24 protein-coding genes are annotated in these 26,124 nt (G+C 40.7%); 14 read left to right on the top strand and 10 right to left on the bottom strand.

Annotated elements, in window-relative coordinates:
• Positions 1–70: 70 nt before the first annotated feature.
• From B0I27_RS09685 to B0I27_RS09675, 3 genes are read left to right on the top strand one after another with little or no spacing between them, the layout of a single operon-like run.
• Positions 71–3,514: a hypothetical protein gene (locus tag B0I27_RS09685; RefSeq protein ID WP_106293045.1), complete on the top strand. Its 3,444-nt coding sequence runs from the start codon at positions 71–73 to the stop codon at positions 3,512–3,514.
• The gene (locus tag B0I27_RS09680) at positions 3,511–3,951 is read left to right on the top strand and encodes a response regulator (protein WP_106293044.1); all 441 of its coding nucleotides are present in this window, start codon (positions 3,511–3,513) and stop codon (positions 3,949–3,951) included. The genes B0I27_RS09685 and B0I27_RS09680 overlap by 4 nt, the downstream gene beginning before the upstream one ends.
• Positions 3,952–5,178: a phosphorylase family protein gene (locus B0I27_RS09675; RefSeq protein ID WP_106293043.1), complete on the top strand. Its 1,227-nt coding sequence runs from the start codon at positions 3,952–3,954 to the stop codon at positions 5,176–5,178. It abuts the gene before it with no gap.
• A 132-nt stretch (positions 5,179–5,310) separates the two neighbouring features.
• Here B0I27_RS09675 and B0I27_RS09670 read toward each other — a convergent pair whose 3' ends face one another.
• Entirely contained in the window at positions 5,311–6,177 is an 867-nt protein-coding gene (locus B0I27_RS09670; protein WP_106293042.1) for a DUF808 domain-containing protein, read from the bottom strand.
• 113 nt (positions 6,178–6,290) lie between these two features.
• On the opposite strand from B0I27_RS09670, the gene B0I27_RS09665 reads away from it, so the two are divergent.
• Positions 6,291–7,391, top strand: a complete 1,101-nt coding sequence (locus tag B0I27_RS09665; protein ID WP_106293041.1) for an FUSC family protein — start codon at positions 6,291–6,293, stop codon at positions 7,389–7,391.
• A gap of 17 nt (positions 7,392–7,408) precedes the next feature.
• On the opposite strand, the gene B0I27_RS09660 is transcribed toward B0I27_RS09665, so the two are convergent.
• On the bottom strand, positions 7,409–8,086 hold the full coding sequence (locus B0I27_RS09660) for a TetR/AcrR family transcriptional regulator (RefSeq protein WP_106293040.1): 678 nt from the start codon (positions 8,084–8,086) through the stop codon (positions 7,409–7,411).
• A 154-nt stretch (positions 8,087–8,240) separates the two neighbouring features.
• On the opposite strand from B0I27_RS09660, the gene B0I27_RS09655 reads away from it, so the two are divergent.
• On the top strand, positions 8,241–8,921 hold the full coding sequence (locus B0I27_RS09655) for a carbonic anhydrase family protein (RefSeq protein ID WP_106293039.1): 681 nt from the start codon (positions 8,241–8,243) through the stop codon (positions 8,919–8,921).
• 14 nt (positions 8,922–8,935) lie between these two features.
• Entirely contained in the window at positions 8,936–9,874 is a 939-nt protein-coding gene (locus B0I27_RS09650; protein WP_106293038.1) for a TerC family protein, read from the top strand.
• A gap of 9 nt (positions 9,875–9,883) precedes the next feature.
• On the opposite strand, the gene B0I27_RS09645 is transcribed toward B0I27_RS09650, so the two are convergent.
• From B0I27_RS09645 to B0I27_RS09635, 3 genes are all read right to left on the bottom strand, one after another.
• The gene (locus B0I27_RS09645; protein WP_106293037.1) at positions 9,884–10,279 is read right to left on the bottom strand and encodes a YidH family protein; all 396 of its coding nucleotides are present in this window, start codon (positions 10,277–10,279) and stop codon (positions 9,884–9,886) included.
• A 14-nt stretch (positions 10,280–10,293) separates the two neighbouring features.
• Positions 10,294–10,488: a Na+/H+ antiporter NhaA gene (locus B0I27_RS17900; RefSeq protein WP_106293036.1), complete on the bottom strand. Its 195-nt coding sequence runs from the start codon at positions 10,486–10,488 to the stop codon at positions 10,294–10,296.
• 67 nt (positions 10,489–10,555) lie between these two features.
• Positions 10,556–11,890 (bottom strand): TIGR00341 family protein, encoded by a 1,335-nt coding sequence (locus B0I27_RS09635; RefSeq protein ID WP_106293035.1) that lies wholly within the window; start codon positions 11,888–11,890, stop codon positions 10,556–10,558.
• Positions 11,891–11,992: 102 nt separating this feature from the next.
• Between B0I27_RS09635 and B0I27_RS09630 the strand changes: the two genes are divergently transcribed.
• The 4 genes from B0I27_RS09630 to B0I27_RS09615 all read left to right on the top strand — a co-directional run bounded on the left by B0I27_RS09630 (position 11,993) and on the right by B0I27_RS09615 (position 17,992).
• Positions 11,993–13,891 carry a chloride channel protein gene (locus B0I27_RS09630; RefSeq protein WP_106293034.1) on the top strand — a complete coding sequence of 633 codons (1,899 nt, stop codon included), beginning with the start codon at positions 11,993–11,995 and terminating at the stop codon, positions 13,889–13,891.
• A gap of 41 nt (positions 13,892–13,932) precedes the next feature.
• Entirely contained in the window at positions 13,933–15,978 is a 2,046-nt protein-coding gene (locus tag B0I27_RS09625) for a BCCT family transporter (RefSeq protein WP_106293033.1), read from the top strand.
• Positions 15,979–16,155: 177 nt separating this feature from the next.
• The gene (locus B0I27_RS09620; RefSeq protein ID WP_106293265.1) at positions 16,156–16,665 is read left to right on the top strand and encodes a GNAT family N-acetyltransferase; all 510 of its coding nucleotides are present in this window, start codon (positions 16,156–16,158) and stop codon (positions 16,663–16,665) included.
• Positions 16,666–16,837: 172 nt separating this feature from the next.
• Entirely contained in the window at positions 16,838–17,992 is a 1,155-nt protein-coding gene (locus B0I27_RS09615) for a glycoside hydrolase family 88/105 protein (protein WP_106293264.1), read from the top strand.
• 5 nt (positions 17,993–17,997) lie between these two features.
• Here B0I27_RS09615 and B0I27_RS09610 read toward each other — a convergent pair whose 3' ends face one another.
• The 4 genes from B0I27_RS09610 to B0I27_RS09595 form a co-directional block, all read right to left on the bottom strand.
• On the bottom strand, positions 17,998–18,423 hold the full coding sequence (locus B0I27_RS09610; RefSeq protein ID WP_106293032.1) for a Dabb family protein: 426 nt from the start codon (positions 18,421–18,423) through the stop codon (positions 17,998–18,000).
• Between the two features lie 82 nt (positions 18,424–18,505).
• Positions 18,506–18,718: a hypothetical protein gene (locus tag B0I27_RS09605; RefSeq protein ID WP_106293031.1), complete on the bottom strand. Its 213-nt coding sequence runs from the start codon at positions 18,716–18,718 to the stop codon at positions 18,506–18,508.
• Between the two features lie 125 nt (positions 18,719–18,843).
• Positions 18,844–19,401, bottom strand: coding sequence for a hypothetical protein (locus B0I27_RS09600; RefSeq protein WP_146133112.1), 558 nt, complete (start codon positions 19,399–19,401; stop codon positions 18,844–18,846).
• Positions 19,402–19,597: 196 nt separating this feature from the next.
• Positions 19,598–20,059 carry an Lrp/AsnC family transcriptional regulator gene (locus B0I27_RS09595; protein WP_106293029.1) on the bottom strand — a complete coding sequence of 154 codons (462 nt, stop codon included), beginning with the start codon at positions 20,057–20,059 and terminating at the stop codon, positions 19,598–19,600.
• 270 nt (positions 20,060–20,329) lie between these two features.
• On the opposite strand from B0I27_RS09595, the gene B0I27_RS09590 reads away from it, so the two are divergent.
• The 3 genes from B0I27_RS09590 (at position 20,330) to B0I27_RS09580 (ending at position 24,255) form a co-directional block, all read left to right on the top strand.
• On the top strand, positions 20,330–21,289 hold the full coding sequence (locus B0I27_RS09590) for a methylenetetrahydrofolate reductase (RefSeq protein WP_106293028.1): 960 nt from the start codon (positions 20,330–20,332) through the stop codon (positions 21,287–21,289).
• A 29-nt stretch (positions 21,290–21,318) separates the two neighbouring features.
• Entirely contained in the window at positions 21,319–21,645 is a 327-nt protein-coding gene (locus B0I27_RS09585; RefSeq protein ID WP_106293263.1) for a DUF6122 family protein, read from the top strand.
• A gap of 93 nt (positions 21,646–21,738) precedes the next feature.
• Entirely contained in the window at positions 21,739–24,255 is a 2,517-nt protein-coding gene (locus B0I27_RS09580; protein WP_106293027.1) for a hypothetical protein, read from the top strand.
• 49 nt (positions 24,256–24,304) lie between these two features.
• Here B0I27_RS09580 and map read toward each other — a convergent pair whose 3' ends face one another.
• A complete protein-coding gene (gene map, locus B0I27_RS09575; protein WP_106293026.1) occupies positions 24,305–25,117 on the bottom strand; it encodes a type I methionyl aminopeptidase in 813 nt (270 codons plus the stop codon).
• A gap of 107 nt (positions 25,118–25,224) precedes the next feature.
• Between map and B0I27_RS09570 the strand changes: the two genes are divergently transcribed.
• A complete protein-coding gene (locus tag B0I27_RS09570) occupies positions 25,225–26,073 on the top strand; it encodes a helix-turn-helix domain-containing protein (protein WP_106293025.1) in 849 nt (282 codons plus the stop codon).
• Positions 26,074–26,124: the final 51 nt, after the last annotated feature.

Genomic DNA, 26,124 nt, shown 5'->3' with positions numbered 1-26,124 from the left:
ACCATATCTCTTTTTAATAGCAAATTATATAACTTAGTGTTGATTTTCACGTAAATTACGTTCACCCTCGATGCCAAAAAACTACCAAGATTTTAAAAAACTATTATTTCACCCTAAAATCAATAAGAAACAGCTATTTGAAGAACTCAAAGTTAAATATAGCTTCGAAGAACAAGAGTCTGTCTTAAAGCAATTGCCTAAAATTTTTACTCCGTTTGTCACAGGAAATAGTTTAATGAAAGACAAAGCGGCTCTCGGCTTGGCAGTTAGAAATTCAGATTACAGTTTTAAAATCTCTCTAAATTGGTATTGCCAACAGATTAAGCTTAATCAGATAGAAGTCAATGAATTCCTACGTCTACGAGAGGATTATGAACAACAGTTTCTTTTAGGTAAATACTCCGAGTCTAACAAGACTCTATTGAAAGTAAGCAATTCGATAAGTCATTCCCTTTGGTCAATAGAGAACGAATTTTTACAAGTCCAGTTTGAAAAGGGCTTAGAGCATAACTTCAAGCTCTTAAATGCGTCGCAAGCAATAAATGTTAAGGATAGATCATTCTATTTTCTTTTACACTTTTTCAGTGTCAAAGTTGAGGAGGACATATCTTATTTCAATTATGAAACATCATTAAATAGCTCGTTCAGCTCAGTTCCGAAGCAATACGTCAATTTTTTTAATTATCGTCTGAATCCAATGAATTATTCGTTTGGAAATTTAGAGGATTTATTTACAGTCTACTCGAATTATTCCATACTAGACAGATATATTCTAGTACGTGATGTGTTGGTTCAGCTTTGTACTGACGAGAGGAGTGAGGAAGAGAAGCTTCTCTGTCTTGAGCGCAGCCGCTTCCTCAGTAAGTTTATAAATGATCCAGTATTATTAAAGATAATAGCGCTTCTAGGAGATGAACAAGATTTTACCCAACTGATTGAAATCAAAAAATGTAAGATCATCGACCACTACACTCAAGGACGATACATTGAGACTATTGAACTTTCTAAAAATTACTTGTTAGAAATGCCAAATGATTTTAGCCTACTAGAATTATATGTCAAATCTCATATTCACTTAAATATCGAGCTTGAGTGTATTTCTATTAACCCATGTTTTTTGGACATCATATCCAAGTTGACCTACACTTATTTAAGCAAAATAGGAGATCCAAATGAATCGTTAGTTGATCTGCTTACTCAGGCAAATGCAATTTCAAATTTTGATTTTTCTAAAGAAATTGTTTCTTTTCTTGAAAGAAATATGAAAATAGACTATTTCAAGGAAAATAGTCTGAGTTACTTCTATTCTAGGAGCTTAAATCCATTACACTACACCGTATTTAAAAACGAAGCAAAACGAGCTAGTTTTCTTGGTTGTCTTGACACCGAGACGTCATTAACTTTCAATTTTTTTAGAATGCTTAATGGTTCCATTGATAAGGAGAAATTTAAAGGTATAATTCCGGAGTATAGGATTAATTACTATACAGCCATAACACATTTTGTACGAGGTGAATTCGAAATAGCTAAAAATGGTCTCGAACAAATCTTGAAAGAAAGTAACCATGCTGGATTTTTCTTCGAATTAGTTGTTGACTGCTTATTTAAATGCTATGTTGCTCTTTTTGAGATAGATTGCGCAATTGACTTGTATGTTCATACCTATCTTACCAATGAAACACTAGTTTCTAGAATTGATAGTAGTAAAGCGATCGAAGTGATAACAAGTCAGCGTTTTAGAAATGTAAGGCATGATAATATTAATCTTCCAGTCTTCATTTACAACACAGCAAGTGAAACTCATGCGAAATTTATTGCTTATGATCTTTTCATGAGAGCGGTAAAAGCAAATAGACCTACAGAGCTTTTTAGTATTCTTGAAAAAACTGAAGCTGCAGAAATGTTTTTTTTGAGGTTTGTCGCAACCTCCAAGATTATATCGAGAAAAGCTTTAGTTTTTAAGAACTCCTTACAGGTAATTGAAGAGAGAATTGAAATATGTCAAGGCTTATCTAAAATTGATACTACAAATATTGAAGAATATAATAATGAGATTTCCGAACTTACAAAGCGCTTGACCGTACAGCTAAGGATCAAGGAAATAGATCAGAGTATGATTTATGTGGATGAAAATGGAATAGTTGGACATGAGCTTGGCGAAACAAATAAAGGATTTAATCGATTCAGAAGTATTGCTGAATTATTGAACCTAAACAAGATAGATGCGACTGGTATGAGCTATGATGCTCTCTTGGAGCTATTAATTGGTAATATTGATAGGGATACATACAAAAAATCCATTAGAAAGGCAGATATTCATTTTGAGCACTTCATACAATTATTTATTCAAATTAGGGACAAATTTTTATTCAGCAATTATTACGGTCTTGATTATTATTTAAGCCAACGAATTCGACATGGCACTATCATCGGGCAATTAAGGAGACAATTTCAAGAACTGAATCTAGTCACATCACGAAGTTCCGAAGATGGCGACTATTTGCCAAATTTATACTGGTCCAGCACCCAACTTGGGCTAGATAAGGAAGTGAAGGAGAAGTTTGAGTTACGTATGTCCCAGTTCTCGCAAGATATTGATGCCGTTATAACGGAATTGAAAGATAGATATATCCAGATCAAAACTGAGGATCCTAAGACGCAGCAATCTGGTTGGTTCAATTACATGTACATACCTAATTGGCATAAAGATCATTTGTATTCTTTATTTATTTCAAAAATTCAATTAATTACAGATTTTAATGAGTTTACTACTAGTATCTTTGATATACTATGGGATATGACTGCACAAAATCTACAACGGATAAGGACAGCTATAGACCAACAGGTAAAAGCAATACTGATTAGCCATCTTGACGAATTGGAGTCTGATTTAATGATTATCCTAAAGGATTCTCAGCCAGGAAAGATAATGAAAAGTATTGCAGATTGTCGAACTAACGTACAGTCAGACGTGGATACAGTTATACGTTGGTTTAATAGAAGTAAAAACGATGAAATTGATTTCACTCTTGCAGATGCGTTTAACACGAGCTTGACAATCGTAAACAATATAAATAGCCCATTTCTAATCCACTTTGATGAGAACCTCGAAACACAAACATTCTTCAAAGGTGCTTATTTTACTCATTTTGTAGACCTATTAAAAATTTTTATAACCAACATATTCAACTATTCTAAGGCTAATGAATTATTGAATGTTGCTGCCAAAGTACGGTTTCATTTAGAGGGAGAAATTCTAACAATAGACTTTAAAAACTCCTTAGCAGAATTAGATTCACAAGAAGCGTTACTGTTGAAAATTGATGAAATTAAAACCGCTCTACTGTCGAACAATTACTCAGCAACCCGTGGAGAAGTTAAATCTGGCTTCTATAAGGCAAACAACATTGTAAAAAATGTTTTCCGAGATAAGTCTAATGAGATCACTGTTGATCTACATGCAAATACGTTCAAAGTAAAAATTAAAATTTCTGTCAATAACTTGTTAGTATGAAAATTTTAATTGTAGAAAATGACCCAAATAAATCTTCTGTTGTAGAATTGTTTTTACTTACAGAACTGGATATTTCGCCTGAAGAAGTTGAAATAAGGAGGTCTTTCCAAAGTGGGTTAGAGGCTATTATACAAAATGAGTATGACTTATTACTTTTGGACATGAGTCTACCAACGTTTGATATTACAGATTTTGATGATGGCGGCGAGACATTAGATCGTGGTGGTGAGATTATACTTCAAGAAATGGAAAGAGAGAAAATTGAAATTCCATCGATAATCCTAACACAATATGAAGATTTTGGCGGTGTTTCACTTTCGAAGATTGATGAAGCTCTGTTCACTGAATTTCCAGGCATTTATCTTGGTTGTATTTATTATAATACTTCTCAAACTAGCTGGGAGAAAGAATTAAAACTCAAAATTAATAACCTTTAAATGATTTCAATTTTAATAGTTGACGATGATAGCTCAAAAGTTGCTGATATTAAACAAGTACTTTACGAATTCCCAGAGATAAATAATAAAATTAGTGTCGTTGCGGATACAAATAATGCTAGACGGCTATTAGAAGAATATAAGTATGACCTTTTAATACTTGACTTGGTTCTTCCGAATGATTTTGGCGATGAACCAAGTCCAGATAATGGAGTCGATTTTCTGAACGAAATCAAACTTGACCCGAACAAGAAATGCCCTTATCATATTTTAGGCGTTACTGGGAAACCAGAACATATTTTGAAATATTCTTCAGATTTTAGTAAAAATCTATGGTTTTTGATAGAATACCAGGCTGGTGTCGAATCTTGGAAAGAGCTTTTAAGAAATAAAATTGAATATCTTTTAGATTCCAAAAAAGATATACAATTCTTAAATCTTTTAGAACACGACTTTGATGTAGCTATTATTACTGCATTGGATAAAGAGTTAAAAAAGATTCTAGCGTTAGATTGGAAATGGAAAGAAAAGCTTCTGACGAATGATCAAACAAGTTATTACATTGGGCAATTTGAGAAAGGAAAGGAGACTATCAGAATTGTAGCAGCATGTACTCCACAAATGGGAATGTGTGCCTCGTCCACTCTTTCAATGAAACTTATTCATCATTTCAAGCCAAAATATTTGATTATGTCAGGGATTGCCGCAGGGATAAAGGGAGAAGTCAATCTTGGTGACATAATGATCGCTGATGAAATATGGGACGCCTCAAGCGGAAAAATAAAAGGTGATAAAGACAAAGGCACTCTGTTCCTGCCGGATCCAAAGCACAAAACTCTTAATGAAGATATCAAGGAACTCTTACTTAGGATTAAAAGAAACCGAAAATATCTTGATGAGATACGTTCGCAGTATCAAGCCGATGCTCCATCAACTATTTTGGATATGCACGTTGGTCCAATGACATCGGTTCCTGCGGTAATACAATCGGATGCAGAAATTACTAAAATAAGAGCACAAAGCAGAAAACTTATCGGGCTTGAAATGGAAGCATATGGTGTATTTTATAGTGCTGCACATTCGCCAAGACCAAAACCTATTGCAATTTCGATAAAATCCGCCTGCGATTTCGCTAATGAGGAAAAAGCCGATTCCTTTCAAGATTATGCTGCATACACCAGTGCATCTTTTGTATATGAACTAGTGATGAATGAGCTTAAGTTTTGAATTGTTTTTGCAGGAAATTGACAACGTTCAGATAAGGATATGTTACCCGTTTGTACGTTTTTTTTAGTAACTATCTGTAAATGAGTATGGATTACTTCCTGTATTGGAAAGTAAGGAGCCCACTACAGCTCCTTAAGCCTTATACAAAGACACTGCCTTTTTAACTCCTGTCATAATAAGCACAACCCCCAGACCGGCTATCATACCGAACGCCAGCTCTTTAAACGTGCCTTGTATCTTAGGGAATACATGATGGAAGTACTCAATGTTATGGACAAAAATGCCCCCGGAAACAAGCAGTAATGCAATAGTTCCGACGACTCCTAACACGCGTATAATGACAGGAAGCGATTTTACAAGTAAAGCACCCAGCTTAGCCAATAAGCCCTTGTCTTTTGAATATTTCATGAGCTTATATCCCGCATCGTCCATTCTGACGATAAGCGCGACTATCCCATAGACTCCGATAGTAGCCAGTACGGCAACTACAGCGACCGTTATTATTTGAGTGGAGAGGGTCTCTTCCAAAACGCTTCCTAAAGCGATAATGACGATCTCAACGGACAAGATAAAGTCAGTAGCTACCGCAGATTTAATTTTAGTAACCTCCGCAGCGCGGTCATCCTGTTTTACCTGTTCAACGACCTGGTGACCCTTCTTCTGACGATGAAAAAAGTACTCAATTATTTTTTCAACTCCTTCGTAAGCCAGATAGAGTCCTCCTAAAATCAAGACAAACTTAATAGCCGCTGGGAAAAAGGCGTTTAGCAACAATGCTATTGGAACGATGATCAGTTTGTTAAAAAGGGAGCCCTTTGTAATCGCCCACAGTACCGGAATTTCTCTGGATGACAGAAATCCCGTCGCTTTCTCGGCATTTACAGCTAAATCGTCGCCCAAAATGCCCGCTGTTTTATGTGTCGCTACTTTGGTTGCTACAGCAACGTCGTCCATGAGAGCAGCGATATCATCGAAAATTGCAAAAAATCCAGATGCCATATTATGTTATTACCAATATTAAGAAGTTTTACTTTATTCAGATTCGATACATAAGCAATTTACGTTCCGCATGTAGTTGGAATTACCGAAATTTGCAAGACGCACAAATAAAGATGGATCAGCCCCTGGATGGAAAGCAGTTTGCAAAGCAGGAATTGAAAGGGATTTTTAGTTTGAATCCTACTAACAGACCCTGGTCTGTGCCACTTTTAGCGACCTTGTGTGTAAGCATCCCGCTGCTAATTGGACTGCTGACAGGACGTTTCCATTCGGCATTAACCATCAGCACTGCTGGTCTGGTCATCCTCTATATGCCAATTCATTCAAGCTTTGTTGCGAGGATGGCGAAAATGTTGATCTGTTCCTTCGGATTTATGGTTTCTAATGGCGTAGGTGCCGTCTCCAGTTTCAATCCCATAGTCCTTTGTATTGCCTTCGGGATCTTCAGTGCTATCGTCCATTGGATGTCGCTGTACTTTAAACTTAACCCTCCAGCAAATTTCTTTTTTATCATGATCGCCTCGACTTCGGGCAATCAGGCTTTCAATATCGACCTGATTCCAGAAAAAATTGGCTTGATAGCGATAGGAACCATCTTCGCCTGTTTTCTTGCATTGGTTTATAGCTTGATCAAAAAGACGCCCGACCTAATTAAGGAGACAACAGACATTCTTCGAGTGGTAAGCGTAAAGAAATACACTGACTACGTTGAAGCATTCATCGTGGGTTTTTTTATGTTTTGTTCGATCCTGATCGGCCATCTTCTGGAATTGAAAAACCCCTATTGGATTCCCATTTCTTGTATTGCTGTTATGCAGGGAGCAACGGCGTTTCATATCTGGAGAAGGGGATTTTACAGAATTCTCGGAACTGTACTGGGAATGGGCTTATGCTGGATTATTTTATCATCAATCAAAGAACCCTTGTTCATCTGCCTGGCCATAGCCGGTCTTCAATTCATCATAGAAGCGACTGTGACCAGAAACTATGCTCTTGCAGTATTTTTCATCACTCCTCTTACAATTTTACTATTCGAGGCAGCTAGTCCAGTTGCACAAAATCCTACGGAACTTATAGCGACCCGAATGATTGATGTGTTGATCGGAAGTGCCATTGGTGCAGTAGGGGGTTGGTTCATGCATCACGAAAAACTGCGATACCAGGCAGTCAGGAAAATAAGGATTGCGAAGGTGGCCATGCAGAAAAGAAGATAGGATCTACCTGCTTTATTCTAAGATTTGCGAATACTGGAGAACACCACGCTTTCCAAAAATGCTACTATCTCCATCTCGTTTTTAGAACTGCCAAAATCAGTCAATGAAGGTAGATTTCGCATAAAAAACTTCTGGGCCTGTGCCATTTCGATGATTGTGCTAGACAGCGAAAAAGAATACTGATATTCAGGATTGGCTTCCTTAATAAAGCCGGCTATGCGAGCACAGAGGTCTTTATATGGCTTGAAGAATTTCGCCTTGTTATCTTCCGTTACATGCTTCGTCAGATACGATTTCGCACCCTCGGCCATGACGATCTCGTACAGGAGTTTTTCGTTTATATGGTTGGTAGATACGTCATCGACAACTTGATCGGCAAGCAATCTAATCGTGATTTTTAACTTGTCTGCGGGATTTTCTAAGTTGTTTGTCTGAAAAACAATCCGGTATTCCTGCCAGCTCCAGTACCAGTCTACCAGATATAACAGCAGTCGGTGTTTATTTTCAAAGTATCGGTAAATCGACGCTTCCGTCGTCCCAATTTCCTTCGCCAACTTTTTAAAGGTAAACGATTCGAAACCCATCGCATGAATCGATAGTATTCCATGCTGCAAGATTTTTCTTCCTAATTCGGTCTCTTCCGGATCCCGCAAGTATAGCTTTTCGTTGATGTTAAATTTCAAAGAATGAATCATTGTAAGACAAATGTAACAGTATTTATGTTGATAGTATTACTATTATAAACTGTGATGTTACTATCTTTGTCGGAGCGCAGGCCTCTATTAACGGCGGCAATATAAGTAAACTGCGATTTTAGGAACTGAATATCAACAATCAAGCAAAACAAGAATGAAAACACTAACAAAGGAAATGCAGGCAGCCCTTACACCTTCCATGGCTGTTGAACTTTTGAAAGAGGGCAACAAGAGGTTTATAAATAATCTGAAGGTTAACCGTAATCTATTACAACAGGTCAACGAGACTTCTGACGGGCAGCATCCTTTTGCGATTGTTTTGAGTTGCATTGATTCGCGCACTTCAGCAGAACTGATATTTGATCAGGGCCTGGGGGATATATTTAGCGCTCGCATTGCTGGAAATGTGCTGAATGAGGATATCCTTGGTAGTATGGAGTTTGCTTGTAAAGTTGCTGGTTCTAAAGTTGTTGTGGTTTTGGGTCATACCAGATGCGGCGCGATAAAGGGGGCTTGTGATGGTGTGAAACTGGGAAACCTGAGTACACTGCTCGAAAAAATTCAACCTGCTATTAACGCTGAGACATTGGTTACTGTGAACCGTAATGCGTCGAATTCTGAGTTCGTAGAAAGGGTGGCAGAGCTGAATGTGCATCTCACTATGGAAAGGGTGCTGAACGAAAGCCCTGTGTTAAAGGCGATGGTCGACGACAATGAAATAGCTGTGGTTGGTGGGTTATATAATGTCGAATCGGGGGAAGTCGAATTCTTTGAAAAGGACCGGGCGTTGAGTTTTAACATGAACAATACTGAGGCTCACATTGTTGCCTCTTAAAAAATAAAAATCATATGGAAGTCACGAGCACCTTTTGGATAGGCTTTAATCTTTTTGTACTCTTAATGCTGGCATTGGATTTAGGGGTATTCAATAGGAAGGCTCATGTGGTTTCTGTAAAAGAAGCATTAACATGGTCAGGGGTTTGGATCTGCCTTTCATTAGTGTTCAACGGTCTCATCTATCACTGGTTTGGGGAAGCTAAAGCAATAGAGTTTTTTACCGGCTACGTAATAGAAAAGTCCTTGAGCGTAGATAATATATTTGTTTTCGTGCTGGTGTTTAAGTACTTCCAAATCCCTTCCATCTACCAGCATAAGATCTTGTTCTGGGGTATTCTGGGTGCATTAGTCATGCGGGTTATTTTTATTTTTGCGGGAGTTGCTTTAATAGAAAAGTTCCATTGGACTATATACCTCTTCGGGCTGTTCCTGATTTATACGGGATACAAAATGTTTACCGAACAGGATAAGCAAATTGAGCCTGAGAAAAATCCTGTCATCAAGTTTTTCCGGCGGGTCATGCCTGTGACCCACGAACTCAGAGGCGACAAGTTTTTTGTTGCCGAGAATGGCAGAAGGCATGCAACTCCGCTATTTCTGGTTTTGATACTCATCGAAACAACTGACTTGATTTTTGCTGTCGATAGTATTCCGGCGATATTGGCCGTCACTCAGGATAGGTTTATTGTATATACCTCGAATGTCTTTGCCATCCTGGGCCTCCGTTCTCTTTATTTCGCGCTTGCTCATGTAATCCACCGGTTTGTGTACCTTTCTACTGGTTTAGCCGTAATCCTGGTTTTTGTGGGCTTGAAGATGGTACTGGTAGACGTGATCAAGATTCCAACTCACATATCGCTGATTGTAATAGCACTCATCATTACAGCGAGTATCGTCTTTTCGTTAATGAAAACGAAGAATGAAAAAGGGCTGGATTCCGATGTAGTGTAAGACTTGTGCTTAAATACTTGGCAATAGATAGATAATCAGTAAAACTGCAATTATCAGCATCGCTATGGTCAAGATCATGGAAAGCTTGAAAGACGGATAGTAGGTTTGGCTTAATAGTTTTCGCTCTATATTTCTGTACCTCAAATAGGCCAGCAATACAGATACAGCTCCGAGGGCAACTAGTAATATTCCGATCACTGAAGAGTATCCTTTCTCAGGAAGGATGACTTCTTCGTTCAGGGCAATCGATAGCTGCCTGATGAATAAGGAGAACTTTACTACCACGAAGCCAAAACCCATAATTGCGATACCTGTTCTGATCCATGCGAGGAAAGTACGCTCGTTAGCCAAATGATCATTTGGAATTATCTTTGCAGGTGTCTCAGTAGCCTTTTGTTCTTTCATTAAGTTATATCTTATTAATTCTTTAAGTCATCTAACGGCGGTAATTTAAATAAGGTATTCTGATAACCGGAAATTATCGATCTTACAAGCATCGAGAGCATTGCTTCCTGAACGAGCACTGGATTTGTTTTTTCTAAGGAGGAAAGCATCCCCTCTGTAATCTCGCGTTTCATACCAAGACCAACTAATAGAAAGCAAATAGCCATCAAGACATCATTGATCTAAAATGTGATCGGGGCTGATAACCTAAAACGACTTAACGGCGGAATCCTACAATTACTGAATAACCAGCTTCAAAGAATCCACAGCGAACCTGCTCTTCAACCACTCCTGCATTCTTACCCGTTCGGCAGTACTGACAGCGGTGTTAAAGTTTACAACCACCTGTGTCAGAGTATCTGTAGCAACCGTATCCATTCTCTGTTCAACAACATTATAGGCAGAATAAGATTTGAGTGTCGGATATAGAGCTCTAAGCTCTGCCTGGATATCCGGAATGGGGGTGGCGAGTTTATCTCTTTTGTTGTCTACGGCATTATTCGCCGAATCTTTCCGGAATACATCCTCCAGTATACTGGCCTTAATCTGAGTGAAATCTACTTCTTGACGGGCATTCAACCCCTGTCTGACAACAAGGTTGGTGTTCAATAGCTTGTAATCAGAGAGTTTTTTTCGGATGCTGTCTATTTCTTGGTCTGGCAATTCATATCCAATCAATAGTAGATCTATTTCCTTACCATCCGAGGTGTATTTGAATGTACGGTTGACAACTTGTGTATTTTTGAAGCGGAACTGCTCACTTACAAAGTTTCGCGCATTATTTTCAAAGATGCTTTTGTCTACAATCCTATACGCCAGATAGATGCTAGGTAATATGGTGATAGTGATGATCGCAATGATATAGCGAGAGACCTTTTTTTCGTATTTTTTATTTTCAAAGTGTTTCACTTTAAACTTAAGAAAGCGCACGATCAGAAAAGTACTTATTCCTATAAAAACGGTGTTGATTGAATAGAGATACATGGCTCCCAGAAAATAATAGAGATTTCCAGAAGCTATCCCAAATCCTGCTGTGCATAATGGTGGCATCAAAGCAGTGGCAATTGCCACTCCCGGAATTACGTTGCTCTTTTCTTTTCGTGTCCCCGCTACAATTCCGGCAAGGCCACCAAAAAAGGCAATAAAAACATCCCAAAGAGAAGGAGTGGTACGAGCTAACAGCTCGCTCTGAGCGTCATGCAGCGGAGTAAGCCAAAAGTAGATGGTTGATGTCGCGATACTGATGAGCGTTGCAATCAGCAGGTTTCTTGCTCCCTTTTTGATTAACTCGAAATCGTTGGTGCCCAATCCCAAACCTATACCCATTATTGGGCCCATCAGAGGCGATATGAGCATCGCTCCGATGATCACCGCTGTTGAATTTACGTTCAAGCCAATTGAGGCAATGAAGATGGCGAATATGAGTGTCCAAAGGTTAGGGCCTACGAAGTCTGTATTCTTTCTGATGGATAGGATTACGTCATCTTCGTCTGCTTTGTCAACATGTAAATTGAATCTCCTGGATATGAAAACCTTCGTAATTCTTAAAATCCGATTTTGCTTTTTTTGCATGGCAGGTCCAATAATAAAAAAATATTTCTACTTAGAAATCATTAAAAAAGTTCATTATCGCTTCCTACCTATAAAAGAATATAAAATTAAGTGGTGATAATCATGCTTGTTACCTTACTTTTGCAACAGTCTTCCATCTATATCTATCGGCTATTGAAAAGGTTTAACACTATTAAAAAGTTTCACAGCTTTCTGAGGTTTAAAAAGGATTTCACGAAGTATAGTGTCAAAAAGGTTTTTAGTTTCGAGATCTTTATTCATTGGTTAAAAAGTAAGCTTTCCAAAAACCAATTTTTGCTTTTGTCGGGTATTCTTGTTGGTCTCACTTCTGGCCTGGCTGGCGTTCTATTAAAAACCCTTGTCGGTTATATTCATTACTTTATTACCGGAAAAGTGCATTTTACAGATCAGGTGCTTTTCTATCTCATATTTCCGTTTTTAGGGATTGTGCTGACCACCGGGGTCGTGATCGTTTTTTTTAAAGGTCAAGACAGAAAAGGAATTCCGGCTATACTTTATGAAATTGCACAGAATTCCAGCCTGGTATCCTCTGTTAAAATGTATTCGCAGATTATTCAGAGTGCTATTACCGTAGGCCTCGGCGGTTCAGCAGGCCTTGAGAGTCCCATTGCTGTAACAGGTGCTGCCATCGGTTCTAATTATGCTAAGAGGTACCATCTCGATTATAGATACAGGACCCTCTTACTAGCCGCGGGAGCGACCGCCGGTATTGCTTCTGCCTTCAATGCACCAATTGCCGGGGTGATGTTCGCATTCGAGATTCTGCTCACAGGAGTGGTTTTTACCGATTTTATTCCACTGGTAGTAGCGGCTGTTTGTGGGAGCTTACTTTCTAAGATCATACTGAATGAGGATGTGCTTTTTCATTTTAACGCCCGCGAAGAATTCAACTACACCAACCTTCCTTTCTACCTGGTTTTAGGAATTGGATGTGGCTTGTATGCAAGATATTTTGTAGTTGTCTCTGCACGTATTGAGCACTTCTTTAAGTCTGTTAAATTGTCTAAATTTAATAAGGCATTACTGGGGGGGGCGATACTGTCTATTTTATGTGTTCTTTTGCCTCCGCTTTTCGGAGAAGGTTACCAGACGATTAAAGACATCACGAATGGTCACATTGCAGAGGTTATAAAAAACAGCTTCTTCGATTTTTCTGGTTCTAACGACTGGATACCAATTGTTTTTCTTGGACTAATCTGCCTGCTGAAAGTCTTTGCTACTGCAACGACCATTCATTCGGGTGGAAACGGAGGGAATTTCGCCCCTTCGCTTTTTGCGGGTGGAATTCTCGGATGTTTTATCGCCAGCCTCCTTACGTTCATGGGTATTGAGAATGTTCCCGAAACGAATCTGATACTAGTAGGCATGGCAGGGGTGATGAGCGGTGTCATGTATGCGCCACTTACTGCAGTCTTCCTGATTGCTGAATCGAGTGAGGGCTACGACTTGTTTATACCCCTAATGATCGTATCTGTTATATCTTATGTGATAGGTAGATGGTTTTCACCAATATCCCCGGATCTTAAAGAGCTGGCCGGGCAGGGTAAAATATTTACGAGGGAACATGACAAGAATCTACTTTCGCGAATTCAAATGGACGATCTGATAGAGAAGGACTTTCAGACTGTTTATGTAGAGTCTGCCTTTGCAGACCTTCTTGATCTGATTAAGAGTGGGAAAAGGAATCTGATTGGTGTAGTTGACGGAAATGGTCAATTAGCAGGCACGATTTCGCTGGATGATTTGAGGCCGCACATGTTTAATGCTGAATCTTTCAGCAGGTTGACGATCAGGGACTTAATGAGGCCACCATCTGTAGTTATCGAACTTGGAAAGGATGTTGTGAGTATCATCCGACTTTTTGATCAGTCGGGTGCTTGGAATCTTCCGGTTTCAGATAGTGACGGTAAATTTGTCGGATTTATATCAAAGTCAACGATCTTGACCAGATACAGACAACTTCTCAAAACTTACTCATAAAAAGCAAAACCATCTTGTCAGAAGGTAGTTGAATTTACATAATGAACAAACTTAAACATCTGTTCCACCGCAACACCTTTAAGAAAGGGATAGTGGTACCCAGTTTGATTTTCATATTATTCGTTACATTTATTTCGTCATTTTTCCCATCCGGGACTACTGCATTGCTGGGCGTCGTACAGGAGTGGATATTCACCAATTTGAACTGGGTTTATGTATGGTCTGTGACGTTCTTTGTGTTATTTCTGTTGTTCCTTGTTTTTAGTAAATATGGATCTATCACATTAGGAGATAACGATTCTGAACCAGAATATTCGTTTTTTTCCTGGGTGTCAATGCTGTTTGCGGCTGGTATGGGTATTGGTCTGATGTACTTTAGTGTAGCAGAGCCGATATCTCACTTCTCAGACCAAGCCTTTAACGGCGGTAGCGAAATTCGTCGGGCCAAGGATGCGCAACTATACACCTTTTTTCATTGGGGAATTCACGCATGGGCCATTTATGGAGTAGTTGGACTCTCACTTGCATACTTTACCTACCGTTTTAAATTACCTCTTTCACTCCGAAGCTGCTTTTATCCGATATTAAAGGGTAAGGTTAACGGAATAGCGGGCGATATTATTGATACGTTTGCTTTGTGCAGTACATTTTTCGGCATCACGACCACCTTGGGATTTGGTGTAGTGCAACTAAATGCCGGGCTTGTTCAACTGGGACTTATCGATGGAACTGGATTTGGCTACCAGGTTATCATCGTTCTGGTAATCATGACCATATCCATCTTATCAGCTACCTCAGGACTGGATAAGGGTGTCAAGTTTTTGAGCCAACTCAATATTGTAGCGGCGATGGTATTTATGTTGTTCATACTTTTTATTGGACCAACTGTTTTTCTACTTGGCTCGTTCTCTGAAGGCATAGGATATTACATCAATCAATTTTTTGATCTCACCTTCAATACGCACGCCTATGAGCCTGATATTCAACCCTGGTTTTTTCAATGGACGATCCTGTACTGGGCATGGTGGATTTCCTGGGCACCGTATGTTGGGTTGTTCATTGCCAAGATATCCCGGGGACGAACAATCAGGGAGTTCGTAGGTGCCGTATTAATAATACCTACAGCGTTCAATTTCCTGTGGATGACAATTTTTGGCAATAGTGCAATCTGGCTTGACAGAAATGATGCCGGCGGACTGTTAAGTAGCATGGCTCATAAATCAGATGAGTTGTTGTTCAGATTCCTGGAGTATTTTCCTGTTCCGGAGCTAAGTAGCGCACTTGCCATCTTTATTATTTTTGTGTTTTTTGTGACATCTGCAGACTCAGGAATTTTCGTTATGAACAACATAGCGACGAATAACGCAGCCAAATCACCGAAATGGCAGTTGGTGTTCTGGGGAGTATTGCTGGCGTTATTAGCGCTGGTACTGCTAAACGCCGGCGGATTACAATCGTTACAAACAATGACGCTTATCACTGCTCTGCCTTTTTCAGTCATTATGATTATGTTCTGCTATAGCCTGTTGAAAGGACTGGCGGTTGATTACAGCTACTATACAAGGATGCTTTCGCCTGCTACTAACTATTGGTCTGGAGAGCGATGGAAAGAACGTCTGGAAGGCATCCTTTCTTTCAAGAACAGAGAGTTAGTATCCAACTTTATGCTAGGAACGGTCAAACCGGCTTTGGATGAACTTGCCGCTGAATTCAACAGGTCTGGGATAACGGCTACGGTACATACGAAAGATAAGCCGATGGAGCTGTCGCTTACCATTAAACATGATCTCATCGAAGACTTCACCTACGGTGTTCGCAATCAATCAAAAATGATCTCTGATTTTCTTGTGAATGAAGATAATATGCCTGGCGCTGACGAGAATAAAACGTTTGTGCCTAAGACATTTTTTGGAGACAGCCGTCCTGGTTATAATATCGAATACTTCACCAAAAACGAAATTCTGGCTGACGTGTTAAAACAGTATGAGCGGTTTTTAGAATTGTCATCTGAAGTAAGGAACGAGATATTTACTGATACAGCGTCTCGTAGGATTAGAAACGAAGGCAATGGCTCGACTCAACTTTAAAAGATGCTCGGTTACGCGAATCATCTGGACTCGTATGCTGAGATGCTTGGAATATTGGGAGAGCACCTTGGGAATGTTCTCCAGGTCCTGAAGTGTTCTGCCACTTCCGCTAGCCATTAGACCATTTAAGAAGTCTTCAAGATCTGCTATGTTTGCAGTTATAGACAGATGAATAATATGCAATACTCTTTTAGAAAAGCCACAGAGAAAGATCTGAATCAGGTCTGGGATATCCTCCAGGACGCAATCAAGCGAAGAAGAGAGGAAGGGAGCAATCAATGGCAAGACGGCTATCCGAATGCGGAAGTCATTCAAAAAGATGTTGAGAAAGATGGAGGCTATGTGTTAACGGACGGTGAAACCATCGCTGGTTATTGCGCCATATTTATAAATGATGAACCGGAATATGCTAATATTAAGGGTGAGTGGCTGACGGACGGAGATTTTGTGCTTTACCATAGGGTAGCTATCTCCGAAAAGTATCTGGGGCAGGGCTTGGCTCAGAGGATGCTAAGGCATGTTGAGGACTTTGCCCGTACGAGCAACATCTGGAGTGTCAAGGCTGATACTAATTTTGACAATATTGGAATGCTCAGAATATTTGAGAAAATGGGATATACGTATTGCGGAGAAGTTACCTTTCGAGGCAGTGCGCGAAAGGCTTTTGAAAAAGTGCTGGACGAATGATTATGCTGACTCTTTGAAGGTGTTAAGCGCTCTTTACCTTACGGACTTTCTCATTTTTATCTGATTTATCAATTATTAAAAGTTTCCCGTCAATTTTTGAAATGAAAGAATGCCTTTCATAATTACGTTTGCAGACCAAGAAACCAGTTATTGTTCTCAGATAAGTAATCTAATGAAGATAGTATTTCTATTCCTTTTCTCTTTTATATGTTCTCAGGTCGTTCAGGCGCAAAAAACCGGAGTTCTTTTTGCTGAATCAGAAATGAAACGTTTCCCAGAAGCATGGCAACTGGATCATGGTAAAAGACTGTATTTCGGCTATGCGCAGGGGGTGGGCTGTACTGCTATGTTACTTGCCTGGAAGGAAACAGGCGACCGTAAATACCTCGATTATGTGGAGCAATGGGCTGATACTATAATCAATGAGAAGGGCGAGATCCATCTTTATAAGCAGGAAACCTATAACCTGGATTATATAAATCCCGGTAAAATCCTGTTCGACCTGTATAAGGAAACGGGAAAAGCCAAGTATAAGCTGGCTATGGACCTGCTCATGAAACAGCTGAACAACCATCCCCGGACACTCGAAGGCGTATACTGGCATAAGTTGATTTATCCTCATCAGATCTGGCTGGATGGATTATATATGGCAGATCCATTTATGGCTCAATATGCGGTGACTTTTGATCAACCAGCACTGATCAACGATGTGGTAAATCAGTTTTTGGTTACTGCAAAACGAACATACGATTTCAAGACAGGACTTTATTATCATGCCTTTGACGAAAGTAGGAAGGAGAGATGGGCAGATAAAGTGACCGGGCATTCTCCCAATTTCTGGGGGAGGAGCATCGGCTGGTGGTTTATGGCTTTGGTTGACGTACTGGATTTTGTTCCGGAAAATCATCCGCAAAGGCCTGAGATTATTAAAATTATACAAGGATTGGGAGATACGCTTCCTAAGTATCAGGATACGAATGGCTTATGGTATCAAGTAATGGATAAGCCTACCTATAAAGGAAATTACCATGAGGCGTCAGTTTCTTCTATGTTTATGTACGGATATGCCAAAGCAGTCAAGATGGGCTATTTGAATAAGAAGTATCTGAGGATTGCGGAAAAGGCGTATGAAGGGATCATGAAAGATCTAATCGTAAAAAACGCCGACGGTACGCTTACTTTGACGAAATGTTGTGCGGTGTCTGGACTCGGCGGTCGCCCATATCGGGATGGAAGCGTTGGCTATTACGTGAACGAGCGCATAAGAGACAACGATTCAAAGGCCACAGGTCCGTTCATTATGGGCTGCTTTTATCTGGGTAAGTAAGCCTCTTATCCGATTACAGTATCTCTTACTTGTACTTTTTCCCAGTATTTCGAATATTCCTGAGCGGCTTTTATATGGTCGGGATGCGTTTCGTAAACATTAATGTCTTCAAGTGTTGCGAAAGTAATAATGAGATTATAGTCGAAAGTGTTGTCGGTAACTTCTCGGGTGGTAGTTGGAGCAGGCTTTCCGAACGTTAGAGTGTTCGTAATGGGTATATTTTTCAATACTTGAAAAAAATTTAGGAATTCCATTTTTTCTGAAGTTGTGAGACCCTTTTTCAGCCAGAAATAGACCGAATGTATGATCGTACCCGGAGTCTGGGTGCTTTCTGGTTTTGGCTGGGAAAGTGCTTCTGGCACCGACGAAGCGAATATGGCTGCTGCAGTGCCAGCGATCGTCGTGCGCTTGATAAATGATCTTCTTTTCATGATCGGCTTGGTGGAATTAGAGAGTTCCTGCGAATTTAGATCATCCGGAGTGTTTTCCGGATGATCTTTAAGTCGAGAACCATTAACGTTTCTTTGCTGTTGCTACTATTGCGATTCCCCCGATGATTAGAAGCCCTCCGAGGTACGGTGGCCAGTTAACCGTTTCTTGTTTGTCGGCAGACACTTGTATAGGACCTGCGTCAATAATCTTTTCTTTTTTAGTATAACTGAACCCTGTCCAGATTAACATTACTGCTCCAATTACTATTAGGATTAATCCAATTGTCCTATTCATAAGTTTATATTTTTTAATAAAAGGATTGAGATATCGCTATTGTTTTAACTAATACTTAAGATGTGTGCTTCATGAATGGAACTATAAAGGAGATACGCTAAATCGAAGCAAGCAGTAGTCGGTCATTAATCGAGACAGCCCGAGGTGCCTCCGGTTTTGTACTTCAGTAAAATCTGGTAAGGACCAATGACAGACGCCGGTGATTTGCAGTCTACTTCTTTATTAGTGGCGGTTTCTGATCGGGGATTATTGCTTGCTTTAGACCGTATTACGTAATTCTTCTCCAGGCATCGGATCGGAAGTTGATTAACAACATAAATACGCAGTTCTCTAACGTTGTCTCTCGTACCACCTCCGTCTTCAAAAGACCATGATACACCGTTTAAGTATGCGAAGTATAGCCTGTCATCCTCCACAAAGTAACTGTCTACAGCAGAATAATGGTCGTATTCATTGTATCGGTGAACAATTAGTCGGAGCCGGCCTTCATGAGAGAAATAGGTTACCGCTCCATTTTTTTCCCCTTGGCACGAGTACTTGAAAGATGTGGAGTCCATTGCTGCCCCCTCAAGTTGTTTCATCACAGAAGCGTAGCGTTCCTGTATGTCGGCCACTGCACTCAGCGTTTGGTTGGCCTTCACTGCGGTATCAACCGAATCGCTAAGCGTGTCTTTAGTGTGCATGTGTTTATGCTCAGAGGTATTGCTATCTGGTTGTTGGCTACAGGAGGCAAGTAGAAAAATTACAAAGCCGTAGAAGATCTTGTTGTATAATCGTGTTTTTTGAATCATCACCTATTATAACACAAGATAAATTCGATCGGTTTGGCGAATGACCATTTAGCTCAATCTCCAGGGTTTATAAAGGCCATGATGAGTATTACAGATTGATGTTATGGGTATTCTTGTTTTCGCACATCACAAATGTACTATGCGTGCTGCCGATACTTCTTACTGACCCCAGCTTGTTGAAGACGAAATCCTGATAGTGTTTCATGTCTTTGGCATATACTTTTAAAAGAAAATCGTAATCGCCCGAAATATTGTAACATTCAACCACCTCTTTTAATTGCAAAATGTCATTCACAAACTGGCGTCCTACCGTCTTGTCATGTTGCTTAAGCTTAATATTACAGAAAACGATAAGCCCGTAGTTCAGCTTTTCGGCGTCAATAAGTGCAATATATTTTTGGATATAGCCGTTACCTTCAAGGCGTTTTACTCTTTCAAATACCGGAGAGGAGGAGAGGTTAACCTTGGCAGCCAGTTCTTTCGTAGTCAAATTTGAGTTCTCTCCCAAAGACTTCAATAGTTGAATATCCGTTTCGTCCAATTCGTTCATAGAATAATCTTCTTAAAATGACCGTTTTTAACCTGTGTGTTAGTGATTAATACTGTCATTTACGACAAATGTAGATAATTGTCCTTAGTTAATTCCAATAACGAAGTTAATTAGTCCTTATGGTTAGATTTGCTTAGAATATTGTTCCACCCTAGAAATAACCGGATTGGGTCTCTTGGGTATCTAGAGGACTCCGGTGTCGGGTTGTTAACAAATAATATCTTTGTCAGTGGATGTCGAACGTACAATAAAACAGTAACTATATACACTATGTTTCTAGACCAGATCAAAAACGGAAAACCCGGGATTTTGACCTACGGAATTACACCGCCAAAAGCAGGAACGCCTCCTGCACGTATCGCTGAGATTGCGGAAAGAACAATGGCCAGGTTGGTTGGCCTGGATATCGACGCATTGATTGTGTACGATGTTCAGGACGAATCTGCCCGCACATCGGAGGAGAGACCTTTCCCTTTTCTAAATGCTTTGGATCCGTTTACGTTTGCTAGTGAATACCTTGGGGGGCTGAATGTTCCGAAGGTAATATACCGTCCTGCCGGAAAGTTTTCAAAAGCAGAATTGACAGCGTGGCTGGATCAGCTGGGAAGACATAACTGCTACCCGGTGTTTGTCGGTGTGCCGTCACCCGGGTTTCCGGTTAAAACCACACTGCCCGAAGCCTACCAGCTGTGGAGTAAGCGCGTAAGCACGTCTGTCATTGGTGCCGTAACAATTCCCGAGAGACACTCCGTTTTGAAGGATGAAGATCAGCGGATATTGGACAAGGCCGCAAGCGGAGTATCCTATTTTGTTTCCCAATGCGTTTTCAATGTCGACTTCGCCAAGAAGCTTGTGGAAGATCTTTGTCAGGCTTGCAGAGAGCAGCAGATATCACCGCCGTCAATTCTGTTTACACTAACAGCATGCGGGTCCTTCAAAACCCTCCAGTTCATGGAGTGGTTGGGTATTCATATTCCGGAAGCACTGAAGGAGGAACTGAGGCAGACAGAAAATATGCTAGAAAGATCAGTTGAAGTCTGTCTGGCTATTGCTGCTGAATTAACAGCTTTCTGCGCAGATCGATGTGTACCTTTCGGATTTAACGTCGAAAGTGTAGCAATCAAAAAAGACGAGATTGAGGCATCGATATACATGGTTAATCAGATAGGCAAAATGTTGTCAGAGAAAGGTTTGAGAAATGCTCCCAGACCATTTCTCGCTTCGCTCTAGGACACAAAGACATATAAGCGTTCATGTATATGATTACTGCATCTAGCCTTCCATGGCAAACTATCGTCCATTATAGCCTCCATTTTCTTGTTCCTGCCGGAATCGCATTTGTGTTTTTTAATTCTCAATGGATACGAGCCTGGGGAATGATGATTCTAACCATGCTGGTTGATCTCGATCATCTGTTGGCTACCCCTGTTTTTGATCCGGGCAGGTGTAGCATCGGGTTTCATCCTTTGCATTCGTATTATGCTGTAGGCGTATATTTTTTGCTGGTATTTTTTCCTAAGACAAGAATAGTTGCTGTCGGACTACTTTTTCACATGTTTACTGACTGGCAGGACTGTATGTGGTAGGTTGAAGATAAAGGTAAAAAGATAAAGAATATGTATTTTAGTGACGAACCTTCGTGCCTAACTGACAATTGCACGCGCACTAACCAACCGTAAATGAAAAAGCTTCTCTTAATTTGTGTGCTCTTAGTATCAATATTCGCTTCTACGTCAAAAGGACAAGAGATCTACAAACCGCTAAATGCCGCTGATCCGATAAGGTTTGAAGGAGAATATATCGTCTACAAGGGACAGAAGATCTTGCTTGGACCTCATGCTTTCTTTATCGATGGTCAGCTGACGTCCGCGCAAGCGGCCAAGTATCCGTTTGTATATAACTCTATCAATGAGGCGGCTAAGTATATAACCGACGGGTCGGAAAAATCACCGATGACACTATATATAGCACCATATGTTTATTGGATCGACAACCCGGACGACCCCTCTGAGCGTGTCGGTCAGGGCGGGGAACCGCCGTATGGAATGATTATCAAATGTGAGTGGCTGAGATTTTATGGTCTTTCGCAGAAGGCTGAAAATGTTGTGCTGGCAGCGAATAGGGGGCAAACCATAGGCGCAAAGGGAAATTTTACTTCGTTTAAGTTCATAGGTCAGGGAACGAGTTCTGAAAATGTCACGTTTGGTAATTACTGTAATATTGATCTTGAATTTCCTTTGAAACCAGTACTTAACAGGAAAAAAAGAGCATCTGCTATTGTTCAGGCGCAGCTAATACACTGCAATGGCGATAAAATTGTCGCGCGCAATACGCGCTTTGTCAGCAGACTTAACTTGTGTCCCTTCGTCGGTGGAAAGAGGATTCTTTTCGACAGGTGTCATTTTGAATCTACGGACGATGCATTAAGCGGAACAGCAGTTTACCTGAATTGCACGCTTGAGTTTTACAGCTCTATGCCATTCTATAGGACGACAGGAACAGGTGCTGTGTTCCTTAATTCCGATATCACATCCTTTACCGTCGGAGACCAGTATTTTACCAAGGCTGATGATGGTCAGCTGGCACTTATCGACACGCGTTTCCATTCGAAGACTTTATCATATATCGGCTGGCAGGATGTCTCTCCGCTCGAAATGCGTAATTACCAATACAATGTTTCGTTGAATAAAAGTCCTGTATTTGTAAGCGAAAAGACCCCTTCCTTTACAGTCGACCTGACAAATAAGCCTCTGCTGAATGCGTATCGTTTTGAGTATGAAAGAAAGGTGTTCTACAATATCTATAATCTATTAAGGGGCGACGATGACTGGGACCCGATGAATATGAAGGAGCTGACGCTGAAAGCCGAGAAGGGGCAAAGAGGAAAATTTACCGGTGTTCCCGTTAAGCTATTAATTTCACCTGCAAAAACCAACGCTGAAACGGGCAAGGATACACTGAGGTTAACGGCAAAGGTAAACAGGTTCGGGAACTTCCCGGTTAGCGGAGAAGCGGTAACGTGGAAGGTGTCGGGAGATAACGGATCGGTGTTGAAATTGAAACCGAATCATGATGGTTCCATTTGCACTTTAGTTCCGACTAATCATACTGATGATAGCAGAAGGGTTATTGTAACCGCAAAAACCGCCTCTGGTCTGGAAGCTGCCAGCATTATTCAGGTAGCACCTTCAAAACTGGAACCTCCGAAATTTGTTTCGTCCCCAAAACTGAAGTCAGATGAAACGGGCGTTCTTACAGTGGAGTACAAAACGGATACCAGATATACAGATCAGTCTCTTGTAACATGGTACCGGTGTGCGGATGCAGAAGGCCGTAATCCTATTGAAGTTGCGGTATCTCGGTTTAGTATTCCTTTGAAGAACTACATACTTACACCGGGTGATGTAGGTTACTATATTATGGCTTCTATTGCCCCTAAGCACCAGCGGTCTGATGCAGGCGATGCTGTCAGGGTGATCACGAGAAAGGAGATCCTTGCCACGGAAGTGAAAAAGGGTGCTAAACTGCTGGCTACCGACTTTAGGGATATGTCCACTAAAGACCAGCCATTGGTTAAGCCAGGGTTCTGGACGTTAACCAAGTTCCAGTCGGATAATACAGACAAATCCAGAAGCGATAAGGATGCCTGGTATTATGGCGAGGGCAGCGGGGGATCAGCAGGTCATACCGGTCTTCTGCAGAATCAATTTGCCCGACTTTATTATACACCTGTCGGCGATGCCTTTACTGGCATGAAAATGACCCTAACCGTTGTGCCTTTTAAGACTGCAGGACAGGGTTTCAGCGTAGCCCCATTGTATATGGATTTTCTGATTAAGTTTGATGCGAGAACCCTGACGGGATACGGGCTACGATTTATCAGAACCACCAAATACCATGATGCCGTGGATTGTTATTTTATCAGATATGAAAGCGGCACGGTGAACAGAATCAGCGAACCTGTTTCCACATCGGCTTTTAGGCCGGTATGCGATATCACCGTTGAGGTAAAAGGGGACAGGTTGATTGCATCTGCCAGGTCCCGGGAAGAGCGGGCTGCTTCAGCCGAAGGAGATGTGGTGGCTGAAGTGAATATTGATCAAGAAGTTACGCCCGGCAACTTTGGAGGTTTCGGAATAGAATATGCGGGAGGGGCCACTGTACTGATTAAAAATATTAAGGTGGAATGGGAATAAATCCATCTGTGGCAGACGATCTTTTAGCCAGCCGCACTGGATGATATCGTTAGTTACTCTTTTGATTGTAATACGATGAGTTAAGGTTATCGTTAGCCATCTCGGCATTTTCGATTATACCAAAATCTGTAAGGATGATAGGGCTGCCTTTTCTAACACAAATATCCTGTTCGAAATGGACGGATGGTTCGCCATCCATCGTTAGAATAGTCCAGTTATCTTTTGCAAGATAAACCTTTGCGGAACCTAGGTTGATCATCGGTTCAATAGCAAGTACCATGTTCTCCTGCAATAATTTGCCATCACCCCTGCGACCGAAGTTAGGTACGTCTGGCTTTTCATGAAGTTCTTTGCCGAGGCCATGTCCGACAAGGTCTTGAACGATACCAAAGCCAAACTTATTGACGTGGGACTGAATTGCATAACCAATATCGCCGGTTCTGTTGCCATGTTTCGCATTCTCGATGCCATGGGCAAGAGATTCTTTCGTTACACGAACAAGGTTCAAGATCTCGTTGGAAACCTCTCCAATGACAAAGGTATAGGCCTGGTCTCCATGGTATCCGTTTTTATATGCCCCCACATCTACTGACACTAAGTCTCCCTCTCGCAAAGGCTCGTTATTTGGAAAGCCGTGGACCACTGCATTATTAACGGAAGTACAGATATGAAATGGAAAGCCTTCGAACTGGTAGAAAGAGGGGGTGGCGCCGTTATCCCGAATATACTCGTTGGCGTACTTGTCGAGAGTGAGCGTTGTAATGCCTGGTTTGATGATGGAGGCCAGCTGGGCTAGGGTCTTGCTTACAAGCAATGCACTTTCGGCTATTAATGATATTTCTTTTTCTGTCTTTGTGAGCATTTTAATTAGATCTATCTGATGTTTGCAAAGGTCGTCTAACCTCTATCTTCCGAAAAGTAAAAAATGGACACTTCGCTGGGAGGTAGTTATGCTTATCTTTGCGAAGTATGCCAATATCGCTATTAACGGACATGAGGCTTTCCGGCCAACCTCTTCTCGACTTTACTGACGAGATTGACGGTCATCTTGGAACAAATGGCGGCGGACATATTATTGAGGCATATGTTTTTTCTTGTAAGCATTTGGAAATGAGTCAACCGCTCTTTAACGATGGCATCCCTACTGTTATTTTCATGCCGAATTCGGCAGATGAGGTTTCTTTGGTTAAAGATGGACAGCTAATCAAGTTAAAGTCGGTCTGGGTTTGTTGCGGCGTAATCAAAAATATCCAATGGTTAATGCCCGAACAGCTCGAACACATCTTCGTTCTACGGTTTAACCTTTCCGTTTTTTATTCCGCTTTCAATGTCAGTCCGTCCATGTTTCTTTCTAATCCTGTATGCAGCTTCGAGGATCTGGTTGATGAAAGGTGGCTGGGGATTATAAACGAAATATATCAGACGGATAATTTTGAAGATAAGATCGCGATGATGAAGAATGCCTTGTCAATGTCTGAGAAAAGCAGTTATCTACCCTACCTGGTAAAGATTGCGATTGCTCATATTGATCAACGCAAGGGAAATACAACGGTTTCTGAGTTATTATCAGCAATTGGGGGCAAAGTAAATCAAAGATGGTTGCAGCGTAATTTTATTAAGTATGTTGGGATGGCTCCTAAAAAATACATTTCCCTTCAACGGTTTATTTGTACATATGGCCTTTATAACATCGATAAGTCTTCCGGTTTATCAGATGCTGCAATGGTATCTGGCTACTATGATTACAACCATTTTCAAAAAGACTTTAAACAGTATTTGGGGATTGCTCCATCAAGATATAGCTGGGTGTCAAGATAAACGCACCTCAGAGCAATAGGCCCAAACCGAATTCCCGGTATTACTTAAATA

This window comes from Arcticibacter pallidicorallinus, assembly GCF_003002875.1.
GTDB lineage: Bacteria > Bacteroidota > Bacteroidia > Sphingobacteriales > Sphingobacteriaceae > Arcticibacter > Arcticibacter pallidicorallinus.
Note: the sequence above shows the minus strand (reverse complement) of the source record. Positions and strands in the feature narration are given on the sequence as shown.